Annotated in this window: 24 protein-coding genes and 1 pseudogene; 10 read left to right on the top strand and 15 right to left on the bottom strand. The window is 59.0% G+C overall.

The annotated features are described in order from the left end of the window. The 8 genes from HX803_RS17405 to HX803_RS17370 all read right to left on the bottom strand — a co-directional run. A partial coding sequence (locus HX803_RS17405; protein WP_178922088.1) for a phage tail protein occupies nucleotides 1–729 on the bottom strand: 729 nt, incomplete at its 3' end. Next, nucleotides 730–1359 carry a phage tail protein I gene (locus HX803_RS17400; protein WP_178922086.1) on the bottom strand — a complete coding sequence of 210 codons (630 nt, stop codon included), beginning with the start codon at nucleotides 1357–1359 and terminating at the stop codon, nucleotides 730–732. Beyond that, nucleotides 1356–2351, bottom strand: a complete 996-nt coding sequence (locus tag HX803_RS17395; RefSeq protein ID WP_178922084.1) for a baseplate J/gp47 family protein — start codon at nucleotides 2349–2351, stop codon at nucleotides 1356–1358. The genes HX803_RS17400 and HX803_RS17395 overlap by 4 nt, the downstream gene beginning before the upstream one ends. Beyond that, nucleotides 2348–2680 (bottom strand): phage baseplate protein, encoded by a 333-nt coding sequence (locus HX803_RS17390; RefSeq protein WP_071492667.1) that lies wholly within the window; start codon nucleotides 2678–2680, stop codon nucleotides 2348–2350. The genes HX803_RS17395 and HX803_RS17390 overlap by 4 nt, the downstream gene beginning before the upstream one ends. Nucleotides 2681–2689: 9 nt before the next feature. Then, on the bottom strand, nucleotides 2690–3301 hold the full coding sequence (locus tag HX803_RS17385) for a phage baseplate assembly protein V (protein WP_178922082.1): 612 nt from the start codon (nucleotides 3299–3301) through the stop codon (nucleotides 2690–2692). Between the two features lie 3 nt (nucleotides 3302–3304). Continuing rightward, a complete protein-coding gene (locus HX803_RS17380) occupies nucleotides 3305–3808 on the bottom strand; it encodes a hypothetical protein (protein WP_178922080.1) in 504 nt (167 codons plus the stop codon). Between the two features lie 22 nt (nucleotides 3809–3830). Further along, the gene (locus HX803_RS17375) at nucleotides 3831–4175 is read right to left on the bottom strand and encodes a phage holin family protein (protein ID WP_131697366.1); all 345 of its coding nucleotides are present in this window, start codon (nucleotides 4173–4175) and stop codon (nucleotides 3831–3833) included. A 600-nt stretch (nucleotides 4176–4775) separates the two neighbouring features. Beyond that, a complete protein-coding gene (locus tag HX803_RS17370; protein ID WP_218647087.1) occupies nucleotides 4776–5510 on the bottom strand; it encodes an XRE family transcriptional regulator in 735 nt (244 codons plus the stop codon). Nucleotides 5511–5709: 199 nt separating this feature from the next. On the opposite strand from HX803_RS17370, the gene mutS reads away from it, so the two are divergent. After that, the gene (gene mutS / locus HX803_RS17365) at nucleotides 5710–8301 is read left to right on the top strand and encodes a DNA mismatch repair protein MutS (protein ID WP_178922077.1); all 2592 of its coding nucleotides are present in this window, start codon (nucleotides 5710–5712) and stop codon (nucleotides 8299–8301) included. A gap of 142 nt (nucleotides 8302–8443) precedes the next feature. Continuing rightward, nucleotides 8444–8767, top strand: coding sequence for a ferredoxin FdxA (gene fdxA, locus HX803_RS17360; protein WP_003208688.1), 324 nt, complete (start codon nucleotides 8444–8446; stop codon nucleotides 8765–8767). 495 nt (nucleotides 8768–9262) lie between these two features. Here fdxA and apbC read toward each other — a convergent pair whose 3' ends face one another. After that, nucleotides 9263–10357: an iron-sulfur cluster carrier protein ApbC gene (gene apbC, locus HX803_RS17355; RefSeq protein WP_178922075.1), complete on the bottom strand. Its 1095-nt coding sequence runs from the start codon at nucleotides 10355–10357 to the stop codon at nucleotides 9263–9265. 172 nt (nucleotides 10358–10529) lie between these two features. On the opposite strand from apbC, the gene metG reads away from it, so the two are divergent. The 4 genes and pseudogenes from metG to HX803_RS17335 all read left to right on the top strand — a co-directional run bounded on the left by metG (nucleotide 10530) and on the right by HX803_RS17335 (nucleotide 14925). Next, entirely contained in the window at nucleotides 10530–12581 is a 2052-nt protein-coding gene (metG, locus tag HX803_RS17350) for a methionine--tRNA ligase (RefSeq protein WP_178922073.1), read from the top strand. Between the two features lie 161 nt (nucleotides 12582–12742). Next, nucleotides 12743–13117: pseudogene (gene rsxB, locus HX803_RS33155) on the top strand (electron transport complex subunit RsxB); the annotation flags it as partial. Between the two features lie 879 nt (nucleotides 13118–13996). Then, the gene (gene nth / locus HX803_RS17340) at nucleotides 13997–14635 is read left to right on the top strand and encodes an endonuclease III (protein ID WP_178922070.1); all 639 of its coding nucleotides are present in this window, start codon (nucleotides 13997–13999) and stop codon (nucleotides 14633–14635) included. A gap of 107 nt (nucleotides 14636–14742) precedes the next feature. Further along, on the top strand, nucleotides 14743–14925 hold the full coding sequence (locus tag HX803_RS17335) for a PA3496 family putative envelope integrity protein (protein WP_178922068.1): 183 nt from the start codon (nucleotides 14743–14745) through the stop codon (nucleotides 14923–14925). An 85-nt stretch (nucleotides 14926–15010) separates the two neighbouring features. On the opposite strand, the gene HX803_RS17330 is transcribed toward HX803_RS17335, so the two are convergent. The 3 genes from HX803_RS17330 to HX803_RS17320 all read right to left on the bottom strand — a co-directional run bounded on the left by HX803_RS17330 (nucleotide 15011) and on the right by HX803_RS17320 (nucleotide 18519). Next, the gene (locus tag HX803_RS17330; RefSeq protein WP_178922066.1) at nucleotides 15011–15643 is read right to left on the bottom strand and encodes a response regulator transcription factor; all 633 of its coding nucleotides are present in this window, start codon (nucleotides 15641–15643) and stop codon (nucleotides 15011–15013) included. 620 nt (nucleotides 15644–16263) lie between these two features. Continuing rightward, entirely contained in the window at nucleotides 16264–17481 is a 1218-nt protein-coding gene (locus HX803_RS17325; protein WP_025856870.1) for an argininosuccinate synthase, read from the bottom strand. Between the two features lie 129 nt (nucleotides 17482–17610). Beyond that, nucleotides 17611–18519 (bottom strand): OmpA family protein, encoded by a 909-nt coding sequence (locus tag HX803_RS17320; protein ID WP_178922064.1) that lies wholly within the window; start codon nucleotides 18517–18519, stop codon nucleotides 17611–17613. Nucleotides 18520–18675: 156 nt separating this feature from the next. On the opposite strand from HX803_RS17320, the gene pyrC reads away from it, so the two are divergent. Then, entirely contained in the window at nucleotides 18676–19722 is a 1047-nt protein-coding gene (gene pyrC / locus HX803_RS17315; protein ID WP_178922062.1) for a dihydroorotase, read from the top strand. Further along, nucleotides 19719–20390: a ribonuclease T gene (gene rnt / locus HX803_RS17310; RefSeq protein ID WP_016970751.1), complete on the top strand. Its 672-nt coding sequence runs from the start codon at nucleotides 19719–19721 to the stop codon at nucleotides 20388–20390. The genes pyrC and rnt overlap by 4 nt, the downstream gene beginning before the upstream one ends. Nucleotides 20391–20455: 65 nt before the next feature. Here the strand turns inward: rnt and HX803_RS17305 are convergent, their stop codons facing one another. Continuing rightward, nucleotides 20456–21058 carry a peroxiredoxin gene (locus HX803_RS17305; protein WP_003172097.1) on the bottom strand — a complete coding sequence of 201 codons (603 nt, stop codon included), beginning with the start codon at nucleotides 21056–21058 and terminating at the stop codon, nucleotides 20456–20458. Between the two features lie 243 nt (nucleotides 21059–21301). Between HX803_RS17305 and HX803_RS17300 the strand changes: the two genes are divergently transcribed. Together HX803_RS17300 and bfr are read left to right on the top strand one after the other, a co-directional pair. Beyond that, nucleotides 21302–21520: a bacterioferritin-associated ferredoxin gene (locus tag HX803_RS17300; RefSeq protein WP_003208706.1), complete on the top strand. Its 219-nt coding sequence runs from the start codon at nucleotides 21302–21304 to the stop codon at nucleotides 21518–21520. Nucleotides 21521–21721: 201 nt separating this feature from the next. After that, nucleotides 21722–22192: a bacterioferritin gene (gene bfr / locus HX803_RS17295; RefSeq protein WP_159956755.1), complete on the top strand. Its 471-nt coding sequence runs from the start codon at nucleotides 21722–21724 to the stop codon at nucleotides 22190–22192. Between the two features lie 159 nt (nucleotides 22193–22351). Here the strand turns inward: bfr and grxD are convergent, their stop codons facing one another. Next, entirely contained in the window at nucleotides 22352–22690 is a 339-nt protein-coding gene (gene grxD / locus HX803_RS17290; protein WP_065906770.1) for a Grx4 family monothiol glutaredoxin, read from the bottom strand. Nucleotides 22691–22776: 86 nt separating this feature from the next. Next, nucleotides 22777–24885, bottom strand: a complete 2109-nt coding sequence (locus HX803_RS17285; RefSeq protein ID WP_178922060.1) for a molybdopterin oxidoreductase family protein — start codon at nucleotides 24883–24885, stop codon at nucleotides 22777–22779. Nucleotides 24886–25191 lie beyond the last annotated feature (306 nt).

The following is a 25191-nucleotide window of genomic DNA, read 5'->3' as shown; positions in this document are numbered from 1 at the left end:
CCCATGATCCCACCCACGCAAAAACTCCCCACGCGACTCCGGCAGTCGAAAATTCCCAACCCCCTCATCCCCTTTATTGAACGCAGTCCCCAAGAACTTCGCCAAATCGGGATAAGCCGCAGCACTCTTCACGCTACCGTCAATTTCCAGGAACCCAACCGGCACCTTATCCACCGGAAACGCCACCATCGACCCCACGGGCAGCGCCGAAGATTGAGCAATCAGCGTCTCAATCTCAGCCTTGGAATACGTCCCCTGCTTCAGGTAATCCATCACCCAAGCTCGAGTCGCCTTCACCACCGTGTCATCAATCAACAACGTGACAATCGAGGCATTGCTCGTTTCAAAAATCGAGCGAATGTAAAACTCTTTCCCCGAGCCCGACGTGGCCAACACCGGCTTGTACGACTCCGGGTATTTCACGATGGCATACAAAATACCGGTGTCGGTCCACAGCCCAGCCTCGCGCACATACCAGCCACCAACATCCGAAGGAATGGTGACTTCGGCCATCAGCCAGTTGGCGTTTTTTTCGTCTTGAAACAGTGCATTCAACGGCCCGCGCCAGACTTCGCGTTTCAGCGCTTTTGCGTTGGCATCCGGGTTGTAGACGGCGCCGTTGCCGTCGCCGACGGAGATCTGCGCCAGTTTGATCGGCACGCCCGCCGCCTTGCAGGCGGTTTCGTAGGCGATCCCCGCATTCGTGAGCAGGGTGTAATAGTCAGCCATTTAGTGCTCCTGTGGATAAAGGGTGGTGGTTTCGACGGTGTAGAGCCCGGCCGCCATAAAAGCGCGGCCCGTGGCCTCGACTCCTGCCAGCACGTTGGGGTAGATCGTGGTCAGTTCGCCGCACAACGTGGCGGCGCCGATGGAGTGACGGCCCGAAGCACTCAGGCCTACGGAGATCGACAAAATGTCGCGCTCGCTCTTGGCGTCAGCCAGGCGGCGGTCGAGTCGGGCGTCGATGATTTCGCTGTAGGGCAATTCGGTGTAGGCCCGTACGGAAAAGCTGTAGGGCACGCCAGGCGGTGTTTGTTCGTACCAGGCACGCACCTCTGGGGTGAGTTGCAGACCTTTGGCCGCGTTTTCCAAAGCCTGTCGCGTGCCAGCCTGGCGAGCGGTGGGCCAGGCGAGTTTGACGGTCAGGCGTTTCTCGGTCTCGGGGGCCGTGGAACTCCATTCGTTCACCGCGCGGTCTGCCGCCAGGTAGGGCAGGAACGCCGCCGGCGTGCGATCCGGGTCCATCAATTGCGGGAACGGTGGAGTCACTCGCTCCAGCAACTGGCCAAAGCCCAGGTCCAGCGCCTTTTCCAGCGGTGAGCTGTTGGCAGGCAACAGGCTCGCTTTAGGCTCACTCATAGCGTGCGCACCTCCACTTCGACGCCCGTGCAATAGGGGGCCTGGAACGCGCTGCTGATGATCGGTTCCAGAGGTTCGAGAATCTGCAGTTGGGCGGCACCGGCGCTGTGGATGGCGTAGTCGATCCAGCTTGGATCGACACGGCCCTCCAGGCGGTGGCAAGAGTCGGCGTAGGTTTGCAGCAGTTTTTGCGCAGCGACTTGGGTCAATCCCGAATCGGGGCCGGCGTTGATCATGGCCACCACGCGAATCTTGTAACGTTGAATCTGCGCGCCCTGAACGGTGACCCGATCGGTCTCCGGTCGCACATCGGGCCGTGCGAAATGTCGCCGTACACCGTCAAGCAAATCGGCAGAAGCGCTGCCATCGCCCTCCCGTGAAAGCACAGTGACCATCACCTCACCGGGGGCAGTGCGCCTGCCATTGCCGTCCTTGACCTGAGCCGCATAACCATCCGGTTCGAAGGTGTAGCTGACGGTGACCACACCCGGCGTGGCGCCTTGCACCTTGACCGACGGCCGTTCGCCGAGGGTGAAGACTTCACGGCGATACTGCATGCGCGAGCCCGCTGCCGGCGCATGGGGCGCCAGGTAATAACGCAGGCGGGCGTCGTCGTCGCTCTCAAGAATCGGCGGCACCGGCGGGAAGGCGGCCGGGTCGCCGGGGTCGAGTACCTGCCGCTCCAGGCCCATGTCGGCCAGGCGGGCATCCAGGTTGCTGCCGGTGGCCCACCACGCCAGCATCTGTTTGATGCGGGCGTTGTATTTGCGCTCGTGGGTTTGCAGGCGCACGCAAAACGCTTCCAGGGCCAGAGTCAGCAGTTCGCTTTCGTTGTCGAGACTGACCTTGAGTTTGGCCGCACTTTGCGGCGCACGGGTGGCGACGTAATCGACGACGAAGGCTTTGAACTCGGCCAATAAAGGTTCGAACTCATCGACAGCGATGATCGCCGGTTCTGCCAGTTGGTTCTGGCCAGGGATCAGCATGCTCATGTCACGACCTCGAAAGACTGTTGGCGGTTTTTCCAGGTGCCGGCAAAACGCAGCAACAAACCGGCGCCCTGGCGAGTGGCGACGATGACCTGGGGTTGAAAATCGGCGATGCCGTTCTGGGCGTTATAGAACGCCTGGGCGGCATGGCTCTGGGCGAGAATCAGCAAGTCGTCGCCCAGGTTCTGGCCGAGCAGTTGGGGGATGAGCGAGCCGTACAAAGGCCGCTTCTGACGCGTGCCCACGGGGGTGGTCAGCGCTCGGGTGGCACGCTGCACAAATTGCAGCCAGTCATCGACGGCTGCTCCGGTGTTCCTATCGATTCCGATCATCGCAAATCCTTATGCGCTGCTGATCACGCGGCCCTGGTGATCCACTACCGGGCCGCTCAAATGCACGCCGGCCGCATCCAGCAACACACCGCTGGCGCCGAGTTGCAGGGTGATGCTCTGGGCCGTCATCGTCAGGCTGGCGGCACCGACCTTGACCTCGACCTGTTCGCGGGAGCCGCTGAACGTGGTGGGGCCATTGACCCAATTAAAGGTGTGGCTGGCATCGTCGTAATCGCTTTGAGTGCCGTCCTGATGGCGACGGCGTGTCAGCGAGGCCACACTGGAGACGGGTGGAAAGAGACTACTGTTGAGGCCGAACAAGGCCACGGACTGCGAGCCCCCTTCCCCGCCGCCGTAGTTGAGCAACAGGCATTGTTCACCGACTGACGGAATACGGGTTTCGGTCTGCGCCCCCGCGCTGGGGTTGAAGAACCGAATGGCCGGGGTGAGCAACTCGCCGTGGCTGACCTTGCAGGTATTACTGGCAGCGTCCACTTCCTGGCAGACACCAATGCGGCAGAAGCTCTCGGCGCGACGGTAGAGGTCTTCGAGCTGGGCTTCCATTTCGGCCAGGCGCTCGACGATCGGCCCCAGCTGCATGCGTAGCAGTGCATCGAACATGGACTACTCCTGCAGGGGGCGATATTGGTCTGGATCATCGATGTTCGAGACTTCCCAGGTGCGGGCAAACAGCGGTGTGCCGGTGGGGTCTTCGAGCAGCGACGGGCCGAGGTAAAGGGTTTGGGTGAAGGACACGGTCCAGGTGTCGTAGTCCGTTTCTGAATTGGATGAAGTCGACGGCGCCGCAACAATGTTTGTGGGCAAGTCGCATTGGTCTGGCGGTAGGCCCCAGCGGTTATCCAGGGCCAGGTCCATCAGTTGGCTGGCCAGGTCGCAGGCGTCGAAAGGGGCTGAGCCGGTGGTTACGCTGACCTTGAGTAAAACCGTGAGCGCATGGGCCTTGCGCCCTGCCAGGGAGCGCAGGCCGGGGCCGTTGCGTTCGAGGCTGATCAAGACGCCAGGGCCTTGAACATCCAAGTGGTTGCCTACGCGCAGCTGTGGGAGAGCACTCTTCACCGCCTCCACGATGGCCTCGGGAAGCTGGGAAGGTTTTTCAATAAGTGTCATTGGGTCGCGTCCTTGCAGCGGGTTACTGCTGATCCGGGCGAGACGTCGGGGCCTCGTTGACCCCGATACGCTTGGCCGCCCAGCGTTCATAAAGGCCGATGGCGACATCCGCGCCGGCCATGGCGGTGAGGCACCCAATGGCGCCCGCCGTCCAGATCGACATGCCGGCGGCGTAGCACAGCATCAAGGCTGAAACCCCGCAGACCATGCACGCTCCGGATCGCAAGGCCAGGCGCCGTACCAGCGACCAGCCACGGGCGCCCTCCTTGTCGGCGCGCCACATTTCGCCAGATACACCGCCGATCAGGGCCAGTGCGATCACCAGCCAGATAGGCATTTCCGCTAACGCTTGCTGCTCGTTTGTCATGTCACGCCTCCTGGCTGAGCAATGCCGGCAATGGGCCGGCTTCCTTGGTAAATCCATGTAGGGGTAGGCATTCCAAAAAGCCCGGTTGCCCGGGCTTTTCAGTAATGATGTCCTCGGTCTTTCGGCGCTACTGGCGCGGTACGGACCTTTCCTCGATGTTTTTCCGACCACGATCCCTGTCTGCCGGATAACTGCTTCTGGTGCTTTACGCTGCACACCCGGGTCAGTTGCCAACCCTCTGAACCGTTATGAGGCCGGTTCATCGCTGCCTGTTCTTGAAGCGCTGGTGAAACTAAAGAGCGTCGGCATCCTTGCCGGTGTTACCTGGCATCCCTGCCATCGCTTCGATGGCGTCCTTGCCGGTGTTGCGTGCCTTCCTTGTCTTCCTTGGCAGCATCCTTGCCGCCTCCACCAGGCCTTGTTGGCTGGCTTGAGATGAAGAATATGCATGTATGCATATACAGTCAATGCACAAATGCATTTATTTTTCCTGATGAAATGCATGAATGCATTTTCAGCTTTGTAGGCAGCGGGGTTGGTGGTTTTTTTGCAGACGAAAAAAAGCCCGCTCGTGGGCGGGCCTTGTCTTACAGCAGGAATTTATCGGGCGTACATGCCCCACCAGAATACATGGCCGAGGATGCTGATCTGCTCATCCTGGATATCCTGGAAGCTATAGTCCTCGTCCGGGTGCTCATCGCGATTAAAACTGCGCAGGCGAATCCCGGAAGGCAGGCGGTAGAGCTGTTTCACCCGCAACTGGCCATTGTGATTGATGGCATACAAGTCGCCATCGACAATGTCGCCGATGCCGCTCTTGCCGGCATTCACCCCGACGGTGGCGCCGTCACGCAGCACCGGCAACATGCTGTTGCCACGGACCGTCACGCACTTGGCCTGGTCGAACTGCACACCGTTGTGGCGAAGGCTGCGTTTGCCGAACCGCAGGCTGGCTTTCTCGCTTTCCTCGATGACGAATCTTCCTGATCCAGCAGCCAATTCAACCTCGCGCAAAAAGGGGATCGACACCTCGTCATCATTAACGGGTGTGTCGTCGTCCCACAGGCTTATGTCCTTGAGTTCGGAATGCATCGGGTCACGCCCCTCCTCCCGCGAAACGCCCACCGCCACGCGCCCGCGTAGTTGATCGGTGCTCACGCGGAAGTACTCGGCGATGCGGGAAATATGCTTGTCCGACGGATCAACGATCTTGCCGCTGAGGATCCGTGACAGCGTGGATTGAGGCACGCCGGTACGCCGGTGAAGCTCCGTGGGGGAGATCCGGTCGCGGTCCAGCAGTACTCTTAATACGGTTGAAACGTTGCGTTTTTGCATAACGGGGATGATGACGGGGGATTTAGGGGTTGGCAAATGCAAAATTGCATATTTCATGCATTTACCCTGCCGGGATACCTATCCGTTTGTGAACTGCGTAGCCACGACCTCGCGTGTTAACCTTGCCGCCATCGCAAAATCGCAGGGCCGAATGCCCCACCTTTGCCCCACTCCTTTCAACGAATTTGCCTACGACCCAATGAGTAAAGCCACTTCAGATCTGTCCTCCCACACCCCGATGATGCAGCAGTACTGGCGCCTCAAGAACCAGCACCCTGATCAGTTGATGTTCTATCGCATGGGCGACTTCTACGAGATCTTCTATGAAGACGCGAAGAAGGCCGCCAAGTTGCTGGACATCACCCTGACCGCGCGCGGGCAGTCGGCGGGGCAGTCGATTCCGATGTGTGGCATTCCTTACCACTCGCTGGAAGGTTACCTGGTCAAGCTGGTGAAGCTGGGCGAGTCGGTGGTGATTTGTGAGCAGATCGGTGACCCGGCGACGAGCAAGGGGCCGGTGGAACGTCAGGTGGTGCGCATTATTACGCCGGGGACGGTGAGTGATGAGGCGCTGCTGGATGAGCGTCGCGACAACCTGATCGCTGCTGTACTGGGCGATGAGCGTCTGTTCGGCCTGTCGGTGCTGGATATCACCAGTGGCAATTTCAGTGTGCTGGAGATCAAGGGCTGGGAAAACCTGCTGGCGGAGCTGGAGCGCATCAATCCGGTAGAGCTGTTGATCCCGGATGATTGGCCGAAGGACTTGCCGGCAGAAAAACGCCGTGGGACCAAGCGTCGTGCGCCGTGGGATTTCGAGCGTGATTCGGCGCTGAAAAGTCTGTGTCAGCAATTCTCCGTGCAAGACCTTAAAGGCTTCGGTTGTGAAACCCTCACACTGGCCATCGGCGCTGCCGGTTGCCTGCTCAGCTATGCCAAGGAAACCCAGCGCACCGCCCTGCCGCATTTGCGCAGCCTGCGTCATGAACGCCTTGACGATACCGTGGTGCTGGATGGCGCGAGCCGTCGCAACCTGGAACTGGACACCAACCTGGCCGGCGGTCGTGATAACACCCTGCAATCGGTGGTCGACCGTTGCCAGACCGCCATGGGCAGCCGCTTGCTGACCCGTTGGCTGAACCGCCCACTGCGGGATTTGAGCGTGCTACAGGCACGTCAGTCTTCTATTACCTGCCTGCTGGACGGATACCGCTTCGAGAAACTGCAGCCGCAGTTGAAGGAAATCGGCGACATCGAGCGCATCCTGGCGCGAATCGGCCTGCGTAACGCTCGCCCTCGCGACTTGGCACGCCTGCGCGATGCCCTCGGTGCCCTGCCGCAATTGCAGGCCGCGATGACCGAACTGGACACGCCGCACCTGCAACAACTCGCCGTGATCGCCAGCACCTACCCGGAACTGGCGGCGCTGCTGGAAAAAGCCATCATCGACAACCCGCCGGCGATCATCCGTGACGGCGGTGTACTCAAGACCGGTTACGACAGTGAGTTGGACGAGCTGCAGGCCCTGAGCGAAAACGCCGGGCAGTTCCTGATCGACCTGGAAGCCCGTGAAAAAGCCCGCACCGGCCTGGCCAACCTGAAAGTCGGCTACAACCGCGTGCACGGCTACTTCATCGAATTGCCAAGCAAACAGGCCGAGTCGGCGCCGATCGACTATCAACGTCGCCAAACGCTTAAAGGTGCCGAGCGCTTTATCACCCCGGAACTCAAAGAGTTCGAAGACAAGGCACTCTCGGCCAAGAGTCGTGCCCTGGCTCGGGAAAAGATGCTGTATGAGAACCTGCTGGAAGACCTGATCAGCCAGTTGGCCCCGCTGCAGGACACCGCCGCCGCCCTGGCCGAACTGGATGTACTGAGCAACCTGGCTGAACGTGCCCTGAACCTTGACCTGAACTGCCCGCGCTTCGTGAGCGAGCCGTGCATGCGCATCGTGCAGGGGCGCCACCCGGTGGTGGAACAGGTGTTGACCACACCGTTCGTCGCCAACGACCTGTCGCTGGACGACGATACTCGCATGCTGGTGATCACCGGTCCGAACATGGGCGGTAAATCCACCTACATGCGCCAGACCGCGTTGATCGTGTTGCTGGCACACATCGGCAGTTTCGTACCGGCTGCCAGTTGCGAATTGTCGCTGGTGGACCGCATTTTCACGCGGATCGGCTCCAGTGATGACTTGGCCGGTGGCCGTTCGACCTTTATGGTGGAAATGAGCGAAACCGCCAACATCCTGCACAACGCGACCGAGCGCAGCCTGGTGCTGATGGACGAAGTGGGTCGCGGCACCAGCACCTTCGACGGTCTGTCCCTGGCGTGGGCGGCGGCCGAGCGATTGGCACACCTGCGTGCCTATACGTTGTTCGCTACCCACTACTTCGAGCTGACTGTACTGCCGGAAAGCGAGCCACTGGTGGCCAACGTGCACCTGAACGCCACCGAGCACAACGAACGCATCGTGTTCCTGCACCACGTACTGCCAGGGCCGGCCAGCCAGAGCTATGGCCTGGCCGTGGCCCAATTGGCCGGTGTGCCAAACGATGTGATCCTGCGCGCTCGCGAGCACCTCAGCCGCCTGGAAACCACGGCCCTGCCCCATGAAACCGTGGTCGCCAGCTCTGCCAAGGCCGCCAGCAAACCTGCCGCTCCGCACCAGAGCGATATGTTCGCCAGCCTGCCCCACCCGGTACTGGAAGAGTTGGCCAAGCTTGACGTGGATGACTTGACGCCGCGCAAAGCGCTCGAAATGTTATATGCACTGAAGGTTCGGATATAACGCTGACGCTTGCAAGCTGGTAGACTCTCGCGCGGTTTGGGATGCTGCAGGCTATTAGCCTGGCCTGCAGACTATCGCTCCCGAACCTCGCGAGCCCTGCCACAAAGGGTTTCGCTGCCGCCGCCTGAGGAGAGAATTAGAAATGACCTTCGTCGTCACCGACAACTGCATCAAGTGCAAGTACACCGACTGCGTGGAAGTATGTCCGGTGGACTGCTTCTACGAAGGCCCGAACTTCCTGGTTATCCACCCGGACGAGTGCATCGACTGCGCCCTGTGTGAGCCAGAATGCCCGGCCGTCGCCATTTTCTCCGAGGACGAAGTCCCGGCAGAGATGCAGGAATTTATTCAGTTGAACGTCGAGCTGGCGGAAATCTGGCCGAATATCACTGAACGCAAGGATCCGATGCCGGATGCTGCGGAGTGGGATGGCAAAAAAGGTAAGATTGCAGACCTCGAGCGCTGATCGCGCTGCCGCCCACTAAAAAGGCCCCTTGCGGGCCTTTTTGCGTTTCTGCGTAGCCGGTTTTACTTTTCTACAGGCAAAAAAAGGGGCGGTATGACCCGCCCACATTTTTTCCCTAGTCCCTGTATTCCTTTTCATCATCCTGATGAATCGCATCCTGCGACGTTCCTTGAACCATCGTTCCTTGATGGCTGTGTCAATCCGTGGACACAGGGCTGATCTTAAAGAGTTCCCATGTAAGTTCAACGGGATCCAAGCGCACGGACTACCATTGACCCTGATCAAATCGAACAAAATAACCTTTTAATATCAATAAGATAAAAAACACTCTCACCAATTCAAGACGGCCAAGGCGGGTAAAAAAACCAATCACTTACGAAAAAGTAAGCGAATGCTTACACGAGCAATTGCGTAAAAGCGTAACTGCCGCCTTCCATCGACCCTCCAGACAAGAAAAAGCCCCGACACGTCGAGGCTCTTTTTCCCACCAACGGCTCAGTCGTCGCTGACCGTAATGGTCGGCATCGCTGGCGCAGCGGCTTCCTGCAGGACGATCCGCGCGCCCACGTGGCGGGCCAATTCCTGATAGATCATCGCGATCTGGCTATCCGGCTCTGCAACCACCGTAGGCTTACCGCCGTCGGCCTGCTCGCGAATCAGCATCGACAATGGCAGCGAGGCCAGCAATTCCACGCCGTATTGAGTGGCCAATTTCTCGCCACCGCCTTCGCCGAACAAATGCTCGGCATGGCCGCAGTTGGAGCAGATATGTACCGCCATGTTCTCCACGACGCCCAGCACCGGGATGTTGACTTTGCGGAACATCTCCACGCCTTTCTTCGCGTCCAGCAGCGCCAGGTCCTGGGGCGTAGTGACAATCACAGAACCGGCCACCGGGACTTTCTGCGCCAGGGTCAGCTGGATATCACCGGTGCCTGGCGGCATGTCGATCACCAGGTAGTCCAGGTCGCCCCAGGCGGTCTGGGTCACCAGTTGCAGCAGTGCGCCGGAAACCATCGGCCCGCGCCAGACCATCGGTGTGTTGTCATCGGTGAGGAAGGCCATGGACATGACCTCCACGCCCAGGGACTCGATCGGCACGAACCACTTCTGGTCCTTGACCTTGGGCCGAGTACCCTCGGCAATGCCGAACATCACGCCTTGGCTCGGGCCGTAAATGTCAGCGTCGAGAATGCCTACGCGCGCGCCTTCACGGGCCAGGGCCAGGGCCAGGTTGGCGGCAGTAGTGGATTTACCCACACCGCCCTTGCCGGACGCCACCGCGACCACGTTCTTGACGTTGGCCAGGCCAGGGATCTGCGCCTGGGCCTTGTGCGGGGCAATCACGCATTGAATGTCGACCTTGGCGGACGCTACGCCGTCGAGACCTTCGATGGCCATCTGCAACATCTGCGCCCAGCCGCTCTTGAACAGACCGGCGGCATAGCCCAGTTCCAACTGGACCGAGACCTGGTCGCCCTGGACCTCGATGGCCCGTACACAACCGGCACTGACCGGGTCCTGGTTCAAATAGGGGTCGGTGTACTGGCGAAGAACGGCTTCCACCGCTGCGCGATTGACGGCGCTCATGGGCTACTCCCGAAAAAAGACTGACTGAAACAGGCGGCTATCCTAACCGTTCCCGCCGGTTAACGGCATGCTTTCGCAGTCTCGAAAGAGGCTGAAACAGCGCCACGGGGTGAAATATATTTCCCGGCGCTTTATAGTGGCCGACCTCCGTTTCATCAAGTAGCCGAGCCCCATGTCCGAGCCACGCAAGATCCTCGTCACCAGCGCCCTGCCCTATGCCAATGGTTCCATCCATCTTGGCCATATGCTTGAGTACATCCAGACCGATATGTGGGTGCGCTTCCAGAAGCATCGCGGCAATCAATGCATTTATGTCTGCGCGGACGACGCCCACGGTTCGGCCATCATGTTACGCGCCGAAAAGGAAGGCATCACCCCGGAACAACTGATCGCCAACGTGCAGGCTGAACACAGCGCCGACTTTGCCGAGTTCCTGGTGGATTTCGACAACTTCCACTCGACCCACTCCGAAGAAAACCGCGAGCTGTCGAGCCAGATCTACCTGCGGTTGAAAGAAGCCGGGCATATCGACCAGCGGTCGGTGACTCAGTATTTCGACCCGGAAAAGAAAATGTTCCTGGCCGACCGCTTCATCAAGGGCACTTGCCCGAAATGCGGCACCGAAGACCAGTACGGCGACAACTGCGAGAAATGCGGTGCTACCTACGCACCCACTGAACTGAAGAACCCGAAGTCGGCGATTTCCGGTGCCACCCCGGTGCTCAAGGATTCCCAGCACTTCTTCTTCAAGCTCCCGGACTTCCAGGCCATGCTGCAAGCCTGGACTCGCAGTGGCACCTTGCAGGACGCTGTAGCCAACAAACTCGCCGAATGGCTCGACAGCGGCCTGCAGCAGTGGGACATCTCCCGCGATGCGCCGTACTTCGGCTTCGAGATCCCGGGCGAGCCGGGCAAGTACTTCTACGTGTGGCTGGACGCGCCGATCGGCTACATGGCCAGCTTCAAGAACCTGTGTGATCGCACGCCAGAGCTGGACTTCGATGCGTTCTGGAACAAGGATTCCACCGCCGAGCTGTACCACTTCATCGGCAAGGACATCGTCAACTTCCACGCCCTGTTCTGGCCGGCGATGCTCGAAGGTTCGGGCTACCGCAAACCGACCGGTATTGCCGTGCACGGCTACCTGACCGTCAACGGCCAGAAGATGTCCAAGTCCCGTGGCACCTTTATCAAGGCGCGCACCTACCTGGATCACCTGTCGCCGGAATACCTGCGCTATTACTACGCTTCCAAGCTGGGCCGTGGCGTGGATGACCTCGACCTGAACCTGGAAGACTTCGTACAGAAGGTCAACTCGGACCTGGTCGGTAAAGTGGTCAACATTGCCAGCCGCTGCGCCGGCTTCATCCACAAGGGCAACGCCGGTGTGCTGGTGGCCGAAAACGCCGCGCCAGAACTGACCGACGCGTTCCTGGCCGCCGCGCCGAGCATCGCCGACGCCTATGAAGCCCGCGACTTTGCCCGCGCCATGCGCGAGATCATGGGCCTGGCCGACCGTGCCAACGCCTGGATCGCCGACAAGGCACCGTGGTCGCTGAACAAGCAGGAAGGCAAGCAGGCGGAAGTCCAGGCGATCTGCGCCACGGGCGTCAACCTGTTCCGCCAGCTGGTGATCTTCCTCAAGCCGGTACTGCCGTTGCTGGCCGCCGATGCCGAGGCGTTCCTGAACGTCGCGCCGCTGACCTGGAACGACCACGCCACATTGCTCAGCAATCACCAGTTGAATGAGTTCAAGCCACTGATGACCCGTATCGACCCGGTGAAGGTGCAGGCCATGACCGACGCTTCGAAGGAAGACCTGGTTGCCAGCCAGACCGACACCGGCGAATCCGCGCCTGCAGGCAATGGCGAACTGGCCAAGGACCCGATTTCCCCGGAAATCGAGTTTGATGCCTTTGCTGCCGTGGACCTGCGCGTGGCGCTGATCGTCAAGGCCGAGGCCGTGGAAGGTGCCGACAAGCTGTTGCGCCTGACGCTGGACCTGGGAGGCGAGCAACGCAACGTGTTCTCCGGGATCAAGAGTGCCTACCCGGACCCGTCCAAGCTTGATGGTCGCTTGACCATGATGATCGCCAACCTCAAGCCTCGGAAGATGAAGTTCGGCATCTCCGAAGGCATGGTGATGGCCGCCGGCCCAGGCGGCGAAGAAATCTACCTGTTGAGCCCTGACAGCGGTGCCAAGCCGGGCCAACGCATCAAGTAAGCCATGGGCCTACGATGAGCGAAACAGGTCTACTGTAGGAGCCCGGCTTGCCGGCGATGGCGTTCTCAAGGACGCCATCGCAAGCAGGCCGGGCTCTTACACATCCACTACCCGCCCGTTCGCTTGACCGGCATGCCAATGATCACCCCATGAACCTGATTCAACGTATCGACGCGCTGCTGCCACAGACCCAATGCGGCAAGTGCGGGCACCCGGGCTGCAAGCCATACGCCGAGGGTATCGCGCTTGGCGAGGCGATCAACAAGTGCCCGCCCGGGGGGCTGGAAACCATCACCGGCCTGGCGCAGTTGCTCCAGGTGCCAGTGCTGGAACTGGACACCCGCCGTGGCGAGGCGCCTGCGCAGGTTGCCTATATCCGTGAAGCCGAGTGCATCGGCTGCACCAAATGCATCCAGGCCTGCCCGGTGGACGCGATTGTCGGTGCGGCCAAGCTGATGCATACCGTTATCGCCGATGAATGCACCGGGTGCGACCTGTGCGTCGCGCCCTGCCCCGTCGATTGCATTGAGATGCGCCCTGCAACCAACGTATTGCCGATCGTAGGCGGCCTGGCAACCCACGCTCACGAGCTGCATGAGCGCAGCCTCAAGCGCGATCGCGCCAGACGGCGCTATGAACAACGCGCTGCACGGTTGCAGCGGGAAGAAGCGCATAGGCTCGCCGAACGCCTGGCTCGGGCCAACCGCCCAGCAACGGCTGCCCCCATGCAGGCTGATACGACTCAGGCCGCCCAGGATGCAGCGGTCAAGAAGGCCAAAATCGCGGTTGCAATGAGTCGCGCCCAGTTGCACAAATCCTTGAAAGCATTCGGCCACCCGCCGACGTTTGAGCAACAGTCGCAGTTGATCGTGTTGCAACAGCAGTTCGAAGCAGCGGAGCGGGCGCTCGCAACGCTGGAAACCAGCCACCCGGTGGCCTTGCCGGCGCAAAAGGATCCAGCACTCAAACGCGCCAAAATACAGTTGGCCATGCGTCGAGCCGAGTTGAAAAAAGCTCAGGACCTGAACGCTGACGAGCAACAACTGGCAACCTTGAGTGCGGCACTGTCCAGTGCAGAACAAACCTTGCATGAGGCAGAAGCAGAAAGTGAACAACCCAGGCCCGATCTGCAGCGTGTGGAAAAACGCCCTATCGATGCCCAGTTGCGCCAGCTGAAAACAGCGCTGGCTTATGCACGGGCTGAAGTCAGCAAGCTGCAACGCCAACCAGGGATCAGCGCGCAGGCACTGGAGGCCGCGCAACAGAAGCTCGAAGAAGCGCAGTTGCGGGTGGACACCCACACAACCGCCTGACCCGCGACAGGCACTGCAGGAGGCGCCGGCGATGGTTTATCCTGCAAGACCTGCATTCCCATTAAAAAATTACGCTGCCCCCTGCAAGGAATCGCCCACCCGATGAACGCCGCAAAACGCCTGGAAATATTCCGCCGGCTTCATGAAGACAACCCTGAGCCCAAGACCGAACTGGCCTACTCAACGCCGTTCGAATTGCTGATTGCGGTGATCCTGTCAGCCCAATCCACGGACGTTGGTGTCAACAAGGCCACCGCCAAACTGTATCCGGTGGCCAATACGCCAGAGGCGATCTACGCCCTGGGTGTGGAAGGGTTATCGGAATACATCAAGACCATCGGTCTGTACAACAGCAAGGCCAAGAACGTCATCGAGACCTGTCGCCTGCTGGTGGAGCTCCATGGAGGCGAAGTGCCACAGACTCGCGAAGCACTGGAGGCGCTGCCCGGAGTCGGTCGAAAAACGGCCAACGTTGTACTGAACACTGCATTTCGGCAACTGACCATGGCAGTGGATACCCATATATTCCGTGTCAGCAACCGCACCGGCATTGCCTGCGGCAAGAATGTGGTAGAAGTCGAAAAACAGTTGATGAAGTTCGTGCCCAAGCCGTACCTGCTCGATTCACATCATTGGCTGATCCTGCACGGGCGCTATGTTTGCCAGGCGCGCAAGCCGCGTTGCGGCAGCTGTCGCATTGAAGACTTGTGTGAATACAAGGAGAAAACGTCCGACGATTGAGTGATCATTGTTTTTTTCGATGAATCGATTGAAAAAATCTTTTTTACCCATTCATGGATTATCGTTATAAGGAGCGCCAACGGCAGTCTTAGCCTGGAGTTAACCTTATGAGCACTGGCAAAGAACAACTCGATGTAGAAGACGACCTCGTTGCGGAGTCGGACGATGATGGGGAAGCACCTGTTGTAGAGGTGGCCAAGACCAATTTGAGCAAACGCCGCACCATCGACAATCTTCTGGAAGAGCGACGCTTGCAAAAACAACTGGCCGACTACGACTTCGACCTCTGATCAATCCGTTGACGACCGGAAGCCTCCCTGACGGAGGCTTTTTTGTGCCGGCTAAGCTGGATACCAACGCTGTATCGCTTCTCCTCTAAACCAGGCCGTTGCGCTGGGCCAGTTCGATCAAGTCCACCAGGGAACGAGCGTTGAGCTTGAGTAACAGGCGAGTCTTGTAGGTACTGACGGTCTTGTTGCTGAGGAACATGCCGTCGGCAATCTCCTTGTTGGTTTTGCCTCGCGCCAGCTGCTGCAACACCATCATTTCCCGCCCTGAAAGACGCTCGACCATGTCCGCCTCACTGGCGTTGCCAATGGTTGAACGCACCGAGTTCAAGGCCTGGTTGGGGAAGTAGCTGTAGCCGGACAGTACTGCCTTGATAGCACTCAGCAGTTCGGTCAAATCCTGCTGCTTGCACACATAACCTGCCGCGCCTGCCTGCATGCAACGCATGGAAAAATGCCCCGGCGCCTGGGATGTCAGCACCAGCACCTTGAAGGGGGCGGGTTGCTTGGTGGAAGACAGCCGGCAGATAACTTCCAGGCCATCGAGTTTGGGAATTCCGATATCCAGGATGACGATATCCGGCATATGTTCCCGGGCAAGTTGCAGCGCATCGACACCGTTATCCGTCTCTGCAACGACCTCATAACCATGACGCTCCATTAGCATGCGCACAGCAAGTCGAATGACAGGATGATCATCCACGATCAGCACTTTATTCATGAGAAAGTCCAATTTCGCTGTTCGAATTATTTAGAGCAAGCACAATAGCCTAGTCGTTTCCTAGTTGGCATAGTGCTCCCCCCCTAGCAACAACAAGCAGAGACCCAACCCACAACGATAAAGGAAATACCCTACAAAAAAACGCCAACGCGGATGTATCGAGTTTTATGGAGGCTTTCAGACCTTTCCGGGGACTTACATATCTTGAGTGAAATAACCAAGGCCCAAGGGGGCCGAGGTAAACGTTCCGCACATTACTTTCAGGAAATGCCCCTTGCTTGTGGCCTTCCAACAGAGAAGCAGGCTGAAATAATTCGACTGTTTTAGTTCCATTTAACATATTTAATTACACCCTAAATTCCTACAGACTATTCAGCACACAGCGGCTTCGCTGTACTTCATGAGTGAATTTTCTGTAAGACCAGTTCCTATACAGGTGTAAAAAAATCATTCCTATCCAAATAAACCTTACGATCAATCAAGGCTATCTATCGAACATTTTTTCTCCTCCAAAACATCAACACAAATTAAACATATTTAAACGCCAAGAACCCTTTCAAAACGGGCAAAAAAAAATGGCCCCTTGAACAAGGGGCCATTTTTTATAACGCGCGGAACACTCAGAACAACGAGCGACCCTTGTTGGCCGCAATGCGCATGCGCAGTGCATTCAACTTGATAAAGCCCGCTGCGTCCGCCTGGTTGTAGGCGCCGCCATCTTCTTCGAAGGTGGCGATGTTGGCGTCGAACAGCGACTCATCGGACTTGCGGCCGGTGACGATCACGTTGCCCTTGTACAGCTTCAGGCGCACAACGCCGTTCACGTGGACCTGGGATGCGTCGATCATCTGTTGCAGCATCAGACGCTCTGGGCTCCACCAGTAGCCGGTGTAGATCAGGCTGGCGTACTTGGGCATCAGTTCGTCTTTGAGGTGAGCCACTTCGCGGTCCAAGGTGATGGACTCAATGGCGCGGTGGGCGCGCAGCATGATGGTGCCGCCTGGGGTTTCGTAGCAGCCACGGGACTTCATGCCCACGTAACGGTTCTCGACGATGTCGAGACGGCCGATGCCGTGTTCGCCGCCGATACGGTTCAGGGTCGCCAGTACGGTGGCCGGAGTCATTTCGACGCCATCCAGCGCGACGATGTCGCCGTTGCGATAGGTCAGTTCCAGGTACTGCGGCTTGTCTGGAGCGTTCTCCGGGGAGACGGTCCAACGCCACATGTCTTCTTCGTGCTCGGTCCAGGTGTCTTCCAGCACGCCGCCTTCATAGGAGATGTGCAGCAGGTTGGCGTCCATCGAGTACGGGGACTTCTTCTTGCCGTGGCGCTCGATCGGGATGGCGTGCTTTTCAGCATAATCCATCAGCTTTTCACGGGACAGCAGGTCCCACTCACGCCATGGAGCAATCACTTTCACGCCTGGCTTGAGGGCGTAGGCGCCCAGTTCGAAACGTACCTGGTCGTTGCCTTTGCCGGTAGCGCCATGGGAAATGGCGTCGGCGCCGGTTTCGTTGGCGATTTCGATCAGGCGCTTGGCGATCAGCGGACGTGCGATGGAAGTACCCAGCAGGTACTCGCCTTCGTAGACGGTGTTGGCGCGAAACATCGGGAAAACGAAATCGCGGACGAACTCTTCGCGCAGGTCGTCAATGTAGATCTCTTTCACGCCCATGGCTTGCGCCTTGGCACGTGCAGGTTCGACCTCTTCGCCCTGACCCAGGTCAGCGGTGAAGGTCACCACTTCACAGTTATAAGTATCCTGCAGCCACTTGAGGATCACCGAAGTGTCCAGGCCGCCGGAATACGCGAGAACGACCTTGTTTACGTCGGCCATGCCATCACTCCACGGGGTTGTACGGAAAGGCGTCGATTCTACCGACCAAAACCGTGGATTTACAGAGGCGCGACAGCAAATGAAGATAAAGCGACAGATTATGTCGAGCGGGCGACCGATGGTCGCACCTTACGACGTGTGCGCCGGGTTGCTCGGGCCGGTGGCCGTGGGCGCCGGTTTCTCGGGGGCTGCCACGCGCTCAAGCTGAATGTTGACGCGGCGATTGCGGGCCCGGTTTGCCGCGTTGGTGTTCGGTGCCAACGGGTAGCTTTCGCCATGAAAGCGCAGGGTGATCTGCGATTCCTGGATGCCGTTGGCCTTTAGATAGTCCATCACCGCCAGCCCGCGACGGCGCGAAACGTCGCGGTTGGTCAGTCGATTGCCGCTGTTGTCCGAATGACCATTCAACTCAACATGGTTGACCGTGGGGTCGGCTTTCATGAACGCGAGTATCACATCCAGTTTCTTCTTGGCGGCCGCATCCAGCTCGATGCCTCCCCCGGGGAACCCGACTTCGGTCTGCTTGACCTGGTCATAATTCATCGGCAACAGCTTGGTGGTGCACAACTGGTAGTCGTTGTAGGCCTTGCTGAATTTCACCGGTAACAGACGAATTTCAGAATAGCCCCCTTCTCGTCCGTAATGCCGAACGGTGGGGCTGCGACCTTCAAGCAAGCCGGTGAACAATCGCCCGGCCTGGGCCTGGGAGCTGTTGAACAGCACATCGCCACTGCCCGCGCGTACGGCGCCAAGGTTAATATCACCGCGCCCTGGTTGCCACGGTGCAGCAGCGGCCAACAGCGTGGCCGAGCCAGCCCCCAGCCAGCCGTTATAGGCTTTCAGACGAAACGTCGCCTGCTCGCCGGCCCGGCGCACGAACTCACCCGAACCGAAATCCGTGATCGGCTGGGTCAGGCGGCACTCGAACTGGTCGCCTTCCACCTTCCACTCAATGTTCTCCAGACGTGTCTGGAACGTGAGGGCCATCGCAGGCAGGCTGGCGAACACACTGAGCAGGGCTAGATAATGCTGGCGCACGGGAGGCTCCACTGGTTTCTACAACACTTCAAAGCGTCATACATCGATAAGGCATACAAAAGGCTATCGGATGCATCCCGCAAAACTTGATAGCGAGTGCCTGATAGAGTCTTTTCCGGTAGCATTCCCACCAGATTGACCCGCCTGGAATCCCCAATGTCCGACCGCCTGACCCTGCTGCGTCCCGACGACTGGCATATTCATCTTCGCGATGGTGCTGCGTTACCCCACACCGTGGCCGATGTAGCGCGCACGTTTGGCCGCGCCATCATCATGCCTAACCTGGTACCTCCGGTGCGTAACGCCGAGCAAGCCGATGCCTATCGCCAGCGTATCCTCGCTGCACGACCGGCCGGCAGCCGCTTCGAACCGTTGATGGTGCTCTACCTCACCGACCGCACCCAGCCCGAAGAGATTCGTGAAGCCAAGGCCAGTGGTTTCGTGCATGCCGCCAAGCTGTACCCGGCAGGCGCGACCACCAACTCCGACTCCGGCGTAACCAGTATCGACAAGATCCTGCCGGCGATCGAGGCCATGGCCGAAGTGGGCATGCCGCTGTTGATCCACGGTGAAGTCACCCGTGGCGACGTCGACGTGTTCGATCGTGAAAAGATCTTCATCGATGAGCACATGCGCCGTGTGGTCGAGCTGTTCCCGACCCTGAAGGTGGTGTTTGAGCACATCACCACGGCCGATGCCGTGCAGTTCGTCAACGAGGCTTCGGCCAACGTTGGCGCAACCATCACCGCGCATCACCTGCTCTATAACCGCAACCACATGCTGGTGGGCGGGATTCGGCCGCACTTCTATTGCCTGCCGATTCTCAAGCGCAACACCCATCAGGTGGCGCTGCTGGATGCCGCGACCAGCGGCAATCCGAAGTTCTTCCTCGGCACCGACTCGGCGCCCCACGCCCAGCACGCCAAGGAGGCCGCGTGCGGTTGTGCCGGTTGCTACACGGCGTTTGCGGCCATCGAGCTGTACGCCGAAGCATTCGAACAACGTAATGCGCTGGACAAACTCGAAGGGTTTGCCAGCCTCAACGGCCCGCGTTTCTACGGCCTGCCGGCGAACACCGACCGCATCACCCTGGTTCGTGAAGACTGGACCGCCCCTGCCAGCCTGCCGTTTGGCGAGCTGACTGTCATCCCGCTGCGCGCCGGTGAAACACTGCGCTGGCGCCTGCTGGAGGAAAGCAAGTGAGTGAAGATCATTACGACGACGAACACGAGCACAGTGGTGGCGGTTCGCGCCACCCGATGGCCGAGCGGTTTCGCGGCTATCTGCCGGTTGTCATCGACGTAGAGACCGGTGGTTTCAACAGCGCAACTGACGCCCTGCTGGAAATCGCTGCGACCACCATCGGCATGGACGAACAGGGCTTTGTGTTCCCGGAACATACCCACTTCTTCCGCGTCGAGCCGTTCGAAGGTGCGAATATCGAGGCCGCCGCCTTGGAGTTCACCGGGATCAAGCTCGATCACCCACTGCGCATGGCCGTGAGCGAAGAAGCGGCGCTGACCGACATCTTCCGTGGCGTGCGCAAGGCGTTGAAGGCCAATGGCTGCAAACGCGCGATCCTGGTGGGTCACAACAGCAGCTTCGACCTGGGCTTCCTGAACGCCGCCGTGGCGCGGTTGGACATGAAGCGCAACCCGTTCCACCCCTTCTCCAGCTTTGACACGGCGACCCTCGCCGGCCTGGCGTATGGCCAGACTGTGTTGGCAAAAGCCTGCCAGGCAGCCGGTATCGACTTTGACGGGCGTGAGGCCCACTCTGCTCGCTACGACACCGAGAAGACGGCGGAGCTGTTCTGCGGCATCGTCAACCGCTGGAAAGACATGGGCGGCTGGGAAGATTTCAACGATTGAAATCGTTTCCCGCGCATAAAAAAACCGGCCTTCTCAGGCCGGTTTTTTTGTACCGTTAACGTGGCTTACAGCTTGCCAGCGTTCTCGGTCAGGTAAGCCGCAACGCCTTCTGGCGAAGCGTTCATGCCTTTGTCGCCTTTTTTCCAGTTGGCTGGGCAGACTTCACCGTGCTCTTCGTGGAATTGCAGGGCGTCAACCAGACGGATCAGCTCTTCCATGTTACGGCCCAGTGGCAGGTCGTTGATGATCTGGGAGCGAACCACGCCTTTGTCGTCGATCAGGAATGCGCCACGGAACGCCACGCCGCCTTCGGATTCAACGTCGTAGGCCTTGGCGATGTCGTGCTTCATGTCGGCAGCCATGGTGTATTTGACTTTGCCGATGCCGCCATCGTTGATGGCAGTGTTGCGCCAGGCGTTGTGGGTGAAATGGGAGTCGATGGAAACGGCGACCACTTCAACGTTGCGCGCCTTGAAATCGTCCATGCGGTGGTCCAGAGCGATCAGCTCCGAAGGGCAGACGAAAGTGAAGTCCAGTGGGTAGAAGAACACCAGGCCGTATTTGCCTTTGATGGCTTCAGACAGTTTGAAGCTGTCTACGATTTCGCCATTGCCGAGGACGGCAGGTACGTCGAAATCCGGGGCTTGTTTGCCGACGAGTACGCTCATTGGGTATCTCCTGATGTGAGGGTGACGATTGAAGTAAAAGGACAGCTTCCCAGTCTGCCGTGTGTAAACGACAACCCTGTGACGCCGTCACGCTTCGTGAATACCGACCATCATACACTGAAAAAACCGTTCGTCAGCGCACAGGCAGCACCGGTGAATACCCTACGATTCTACTTTGACAATCATTCTCGTTAACATTAAGATCCATCGCACTTAAGCCTTAAACCGCGACGGTTCTCCCTTATGTATGTGTGCCTGTGTACTGGCGTCACCGACGGACAAATCCGCGAAGCAATCTATGAAGGTTGCTGCAGCTACAAGGAAGTGCGTGAAACCACTGGCGTTGCCAGCCAGTGCGGCAAATGTGCTTGCCTTGCCAAGCAAGTGGTACGGGAAACCCTGACGCAGCTGCAAACAGCCCAGGCCGCGATCCCCTATTCAGCAGAATTTACACACGCTTAATTGAGCGTGTTTTAAAGAACCGGACTTAGTGTCCGGTTTTTTTATGCCCGCAATTCAATTAGTTAGCGTCAAGACGCGGAACACAAACATTCTTATTCCGATTAATTTTCATTTATTATTCAATAACTTAGGTTTGACACTAAGGATTTCGCCGCTCAAACTCCGCCTTATACACAGCTATTACAGGGCAGGACCCCAGTCATGAAAGGCGACATCTCAGTCATCCAGCAACTCAACAAAATCCTTGCCAATGAACTGGTCGCGATCAATCAGTACTTTCTGCATGCGCGCATGTATGACGATTGGGGCCTGGAAAAGCTGGGCAAGCGTGAATACAAAGAATCCATCAAGGCCATGAAGGACGCCGACGCGCTGATCAAGCGCATCCTGTTCCTCGAAGGCCTGCCGAACGTGCAAGACCTGGGCAAGCTGAACATCGGCGAGCACACCCAGGAAATGATCAGCAGCGACCTGAAGTTCGAGCACAAGAGCCACAGCGACCTGAAAGCCGCTATTGCTCATTGCGAAACCAAGGGTGATTTCGGCAGCCGCGAACTGCTGGAAGACATCCTGGAAGACCAGGAAGAACACATCGACTGGCTGGAAACCCAGCTGGGCCTGATCGACAAAGTCAGCCTGGAAAACTACCTGCAATCGCAGATGGGCGAATAAGCCCAAACGCTCAGGTATAAAAAAGCCCCGCTCTCTTACGAGAAGCGGGGCTTTTTATTGACCGCGGATTTTGTAGGAGCCCGGCTTGCCGGCGATGGCGCCTTCAAAATCACCGCTTGGCTCAAGACGCTATCGCCGGCAAGCCGGCTCCTACACAGATTACGCGTCGGTCTTGGCGGCGGCGTTGGCCGCTGCTTCCTTGATCAGCGCTTGCAGCGAGCCATCGGCCGCCATCTCAACGATGATGTCGCTGCCGCCGACCAGCTCACCGGCGACCCACAGTTGTGGGAACGTTGGCCAGTTGGCGTATTTCGGCAGGTTGGCGCGGATTTCAGGGTTCTGCAGGATATCCACGTAAGCGAATTTCTCGCCACACGCCATGATGGCCTGGGAAGCCTTCGCGGAGAAACCGCACTGAGGAGCGTTTGGCGCGCCCTTCATGTAAAGCAGAATGGTGTTGTTGGCAATCTGCTCTTTGATCGTTTCGATGATATCCATGGAACACCTCGGCTGGAACTTTGCGACTCACAGGTCGGCACGGTGGCGCATTGTAACGCAAAATCCCAGCGTGGTGCTCAGGCTCCTTATGCGGCCGCCACCTGCACGGGAACCCCGTTCAGCGCGGCATTTCCGGACAATTCGTCCAATTGCCGCTCGTCGGTCAAGTCATTCGCGCTCGCCCCCGGCTGCCCACTGGCAATCGTCATCTGCACCCCTGGCCGGCCGTGGCCCCAGCCATGGGGTAGACTGACCACGCCGGGCATCATGTCCTGGCTGGCCACCACTTCCACCTCGATCATGCCGATACGCGAACTCACCCGCACACGCTGCCCATCAGCCAACTGCCGGCTCGCCAGGTCGTCGGGGTGCATCAGCAATTGATGGCGCGGCTTGCCCTTCACCAGTCGGTGATAGTTATGCATCCACGAATTATTGCTGCGCACATGACGGCGGCCGATCAGAAGCAGTTCGCCCACCTGGGGCACCGGCTGCGCTGCAAACCGCGCCAGATCCGCAAGAATTACCGCCGGTGCAGCCTGGATGTGGCCATCGGCGGTTTTCAACCGCGCAACGAGATTGGCCTTTAGTGGCCCCAAATCCACACCATGGGGATGATCCGCCAACCTCGCCACCGACAGCTTGTGCTCGGAAGCATCGCCATAAACCCCAGCACGCAGGCCGAAGTCGATCATCTGGGCCGGCGCCATGGTCGGCTTGAGCGTGGCACCGGTGCGCGCCGCGAACGCCTGGGCCAAGCCGACAAAGATCTCCCAGTCATGCAGCGCACCTTCGGGCTTGGGCAAGATCGCCCGGTTAAAACGCGTGACGTTGCGCACGGCGAACATATTGAAGGTGGTGTCGTAGTGATCGTTTTCCAGCGCCGAGGTGGACGGCAGTATCAGGTCGGCATAACGGGTGGTCTCGTTGATATACAGATCGACGCTGACCATGAACTCCAAACCGTCCAACGCCTGTTCCAGCTGACGGCCATTGGGCGTCGACAACACCGGGTTACCGGCCACCGTCACCAGCGCACGGATTTGCCCTTCACCTCCGGTAAGCATTTCTTCGGCCAGGGCCGACACGGGCAATTCGCCACCGTACTCAGGGCGCCCGGAAACCCGGCTCTGCCAACGATTGAAATGCCCGCCCCCCGTGGACGCAACCAAGTCCACCGCTGGCGTGGTGCACAAGGCGCCGCCCACTCGATCCAGATTTCCTGTCACGAGGTTGATCAATTGCACCAGCCAGTGACACAACGTGCCGAACGCCTGGGTCGATACCCCCATGCGCCCGTAACACACGGCCTTATCCGCACCCGCAAAGTCACGCGCCAGCTGGCGGATCTGCTCGGCCGGCACCGCGCATTGGCGGCTCATGGCCTCGGCAGTGAACCCGGCGATCGCCTGGCGCACCTCATCCAGGCCCACAACCGGCAAGTGCGTGGCACGGGTCAAGTTTTCGGCAAACAGCGTATTGAGCACGCCGAACAACAGCGCCGCATCGCCGCCTGGGCGTACGAACAGATGCTGATCAGCCATCGCCGCCGTTTCGCTGCGTCGCGGGTCAACCACCACCACTTTACCGCCCCGGGCCTGGATGGCCTTCAGGCGCTTCTCCACGTCGGGCACGGTCATGATGCTGCCGTTGGACGCCAGCGGGTTGCCGCCCAGGATCAGCATGAAGTCAGTGTGATCAATGTCCGGGATCGGTAGCAGCAAACCGTGCCCGTACATGAGGTAGCTGGTGAGGTGGTGGGGCAACTGGTCCACCGACGTCGCGGAAAAGCGGTTACGCGTCTTGAGCTGGCCCAGGAAATAGTTGCTGTGGGTCATCAGCCCGTAGTTATGCACGCTGGGGTTGCCCTGGTACACCGCCACGGCGTTTTGCCCATGCCGAGCCTGGATGCCTGCCAGCCGTTCGGCGACCAGCGAGAAGGCTTCGTCCCACGGGATCGGTCGCCATTCGCTGCCCTCACGCAGCATAGGCTGGTGCAGGCGGTCGGGGTCGTTCTGGATATCTTGCAGCGCCACAGCCTTGGGGCAGATATGACCACGGCTGAAGGTGTCCAACGCATCACCCTTGATCGAAGTGATCGCCAGGCTGCCATCGTCGGCCTCGGTGGTTTCCAGGGTCAGGCCGCAAATGGCTTCGCACAGGTGGCAGGCACGGTGGTGGAGAGTCTTGGTCATGGCCAGTCTCTTTATCAGGGCTTTGATTGCACTATGGGCCGCGACAGCAGCAGGCACCAGTATCGTTCGCCCCGTGAATCCAAGCCCATCAGGCCAAACCATGGGCAAGCGTGAGCAAATGTTTCAGAACCCGGCGCACAGCCCCTGAAACCGACACGGCCTGGTCTGGGCCCGCCCCCACACATTGCAAAAGGTCTCGGCGCCAGTGTACAAATGGCCCGCTGCTGTCTGGAAATCGTCTTCAAAAGCGCTCTGGCGCCCTTCTTGAACACCCTTAAAAACCGTAGCCCTATTGGTAAGACGCGA

This window comes from Pseudomonas sp. P7548 (assembly GCF_013386585.1).
Lineage (GTDB): Bacteria > Pseudomonadota > Gammaproteobacteria > Pseudomonadales > Pseudomonadaceae > Aquipseudomonas.
This window is presented reverse-complemented; position numbering and strand designations above follow the sequence as displayed.

What these genes read in the sequence shown, in the direction of transcription:
- HX803_RS17400 (WP_178922086.1), bottom strand. Translation starts at nt 1,359, where the DNA reads ATGAGTGAGCCTAAAGCGAGCCTGTTGCCTGCCAACAGCTCACCGCTG.
- HX803_RS17325 (WP_025856870.1), bottom strand. Translation starts at nt 17,481, where the DNA reads ATGGCCGACGTAAACAAGGTCGTTCTCGCGTATTCCGGCGGCCTGGAC.
- bfr (WP_159956755.1), top strand. Translation starts at nt 21,722, where the DNA reads ATGAAAGGCGACATCTCAGTCATCCAGCAACTCAACAAAATCCTTGCC.
- HX803_RS17390 (WP_071492667.1), bottom strand. Translation starts at nt 2,680, where the DNA reads ATGATCGGAATCGATAGGAACACCGGAGCAGCCGTCGATGACTGGCTG.
- HX803_RS17375 (WP_131697366.1), bottom strand. Translation starts at nt 4,175, where the DNA reads ATGACAAACGAGCAGCAAGCGTTAGCGGAAATGCCTATCTGGCTGGTG.
- HX803_RS17305 (WP_003172097.1), bottom strand. Translation starts at nt 21,058, where the DNA reads ATGAGCGTACTCGTCGGCAAACAAGCCCCGGATTTCGACGTACCTGCC.
- HX803_RS17385 (WP_178922082.1), bottom strand. Translation starts at nt 3,301, where the DNA reads ATGTTCGATGCACTGCTACGCATGCAGCTGGGGCCGATCGTCGAGCGC.
- metG (WP_178922073.1), top strand. Translation starts at nt 10,530, where the DNA reads ATGTCCGAGCCACGCAAGATCCTCGTCACCAGCGCCCTGCCCTATGCC.
- mutS (WP_178922077.1), top strand. Translation starts at nt 5,710, where the DNA reads ATGAGTAAAGCCACTTCAGATCTGTCCTCCCACACCCCGATGATGCAG.
- HX803_RS17380 (WP_178922080.1), bottom strand. Translation starts at nt 3,808, where the DNA reads ATGACACTTATTGAAAAACCTTCCCAGCTTCCCGAGGCCATCGTGGAG.
- HX803_RS17335 (WP_178922068.1), top strand. Translation starts at nt 14,743, where the DNA reads ATGAGCACTGGCAAAGAACAACTCGATGTAGAAGACGACCTCGTTGCG.
- nth (WP_178922070.1), top strand. Translation starts at nt 13,997, where the DNA reads ATGAACGCCGCAAAACGCCTGGAAATATTCCGCCGGCTTCATGAAGAC.
- pyrC (WP_178922062.1), top strand. Translation starts at nt 18,676, where the DNA reads ATGTCCGACCGCCTGACCCTGCTGCGTCCCGACGACTGGCATATTCAT.
- apbC (WP_178922075.1), bottom strand. Translation starts at nt 10,357, where the DNA reads ATGAGCGCCGTCAATCGCGCAGCGGTGGAAGCCGTTCTTCGCCAGTAC.
- HX803_RS17300 (WP_003208706.1), top strand. Translation starts at nt 21,302, where the DNA reads ATGTATGTGTGCCTGTGTACTGGCGTCACCGACGGACAAATCCGCGAA.
- HX803_RS17285 (WP_178922060.1), bottom strand. Translation starts at nt 24,885, where the DNA reads ATGACCAAGACTCTCCACCACCGTGCCTGCCACCTGTGCGAAGCCATT.
- HX803_RS17370 (WP_218647087.1), bottom strand. Translation starts at nt 5,510, where the DNA reads ATGCAAAAACGCAACGTTTCAACCGTATTAAGAGTACTGCTGGACCGC.
- grxD (WP_065906770.1), bottom strand. Translation starts at nt 22,690, where the DNA reads ATGGATATCATCGAAACGATCAAAGAGCAGATTGCCAACAACACCATT.
- fdxA (WP_003208688.1), top strand. Translation starts at nt 8,444, where the DNA reads ATGACCTTCGTCGTCACCGACAACTGCATCAAGTGCAAGTACACCGAC.
- HX803_RS17395 (WP_178922084.1), bottom strand. Translation starts at nt 2,351, where the DNA reads ATGAGCATGCTGATCCCTGGCCAGAACCAACTGGCAGAACCGGCGATC.
- HX803_RS17330 (WP_178922066.1), bottom strand. Translation starts at nt 15,643, where the DNA reads ATGAATAAAGTGCTGATCGTGGATGATCATCCTGTCATTCGACTTGCT.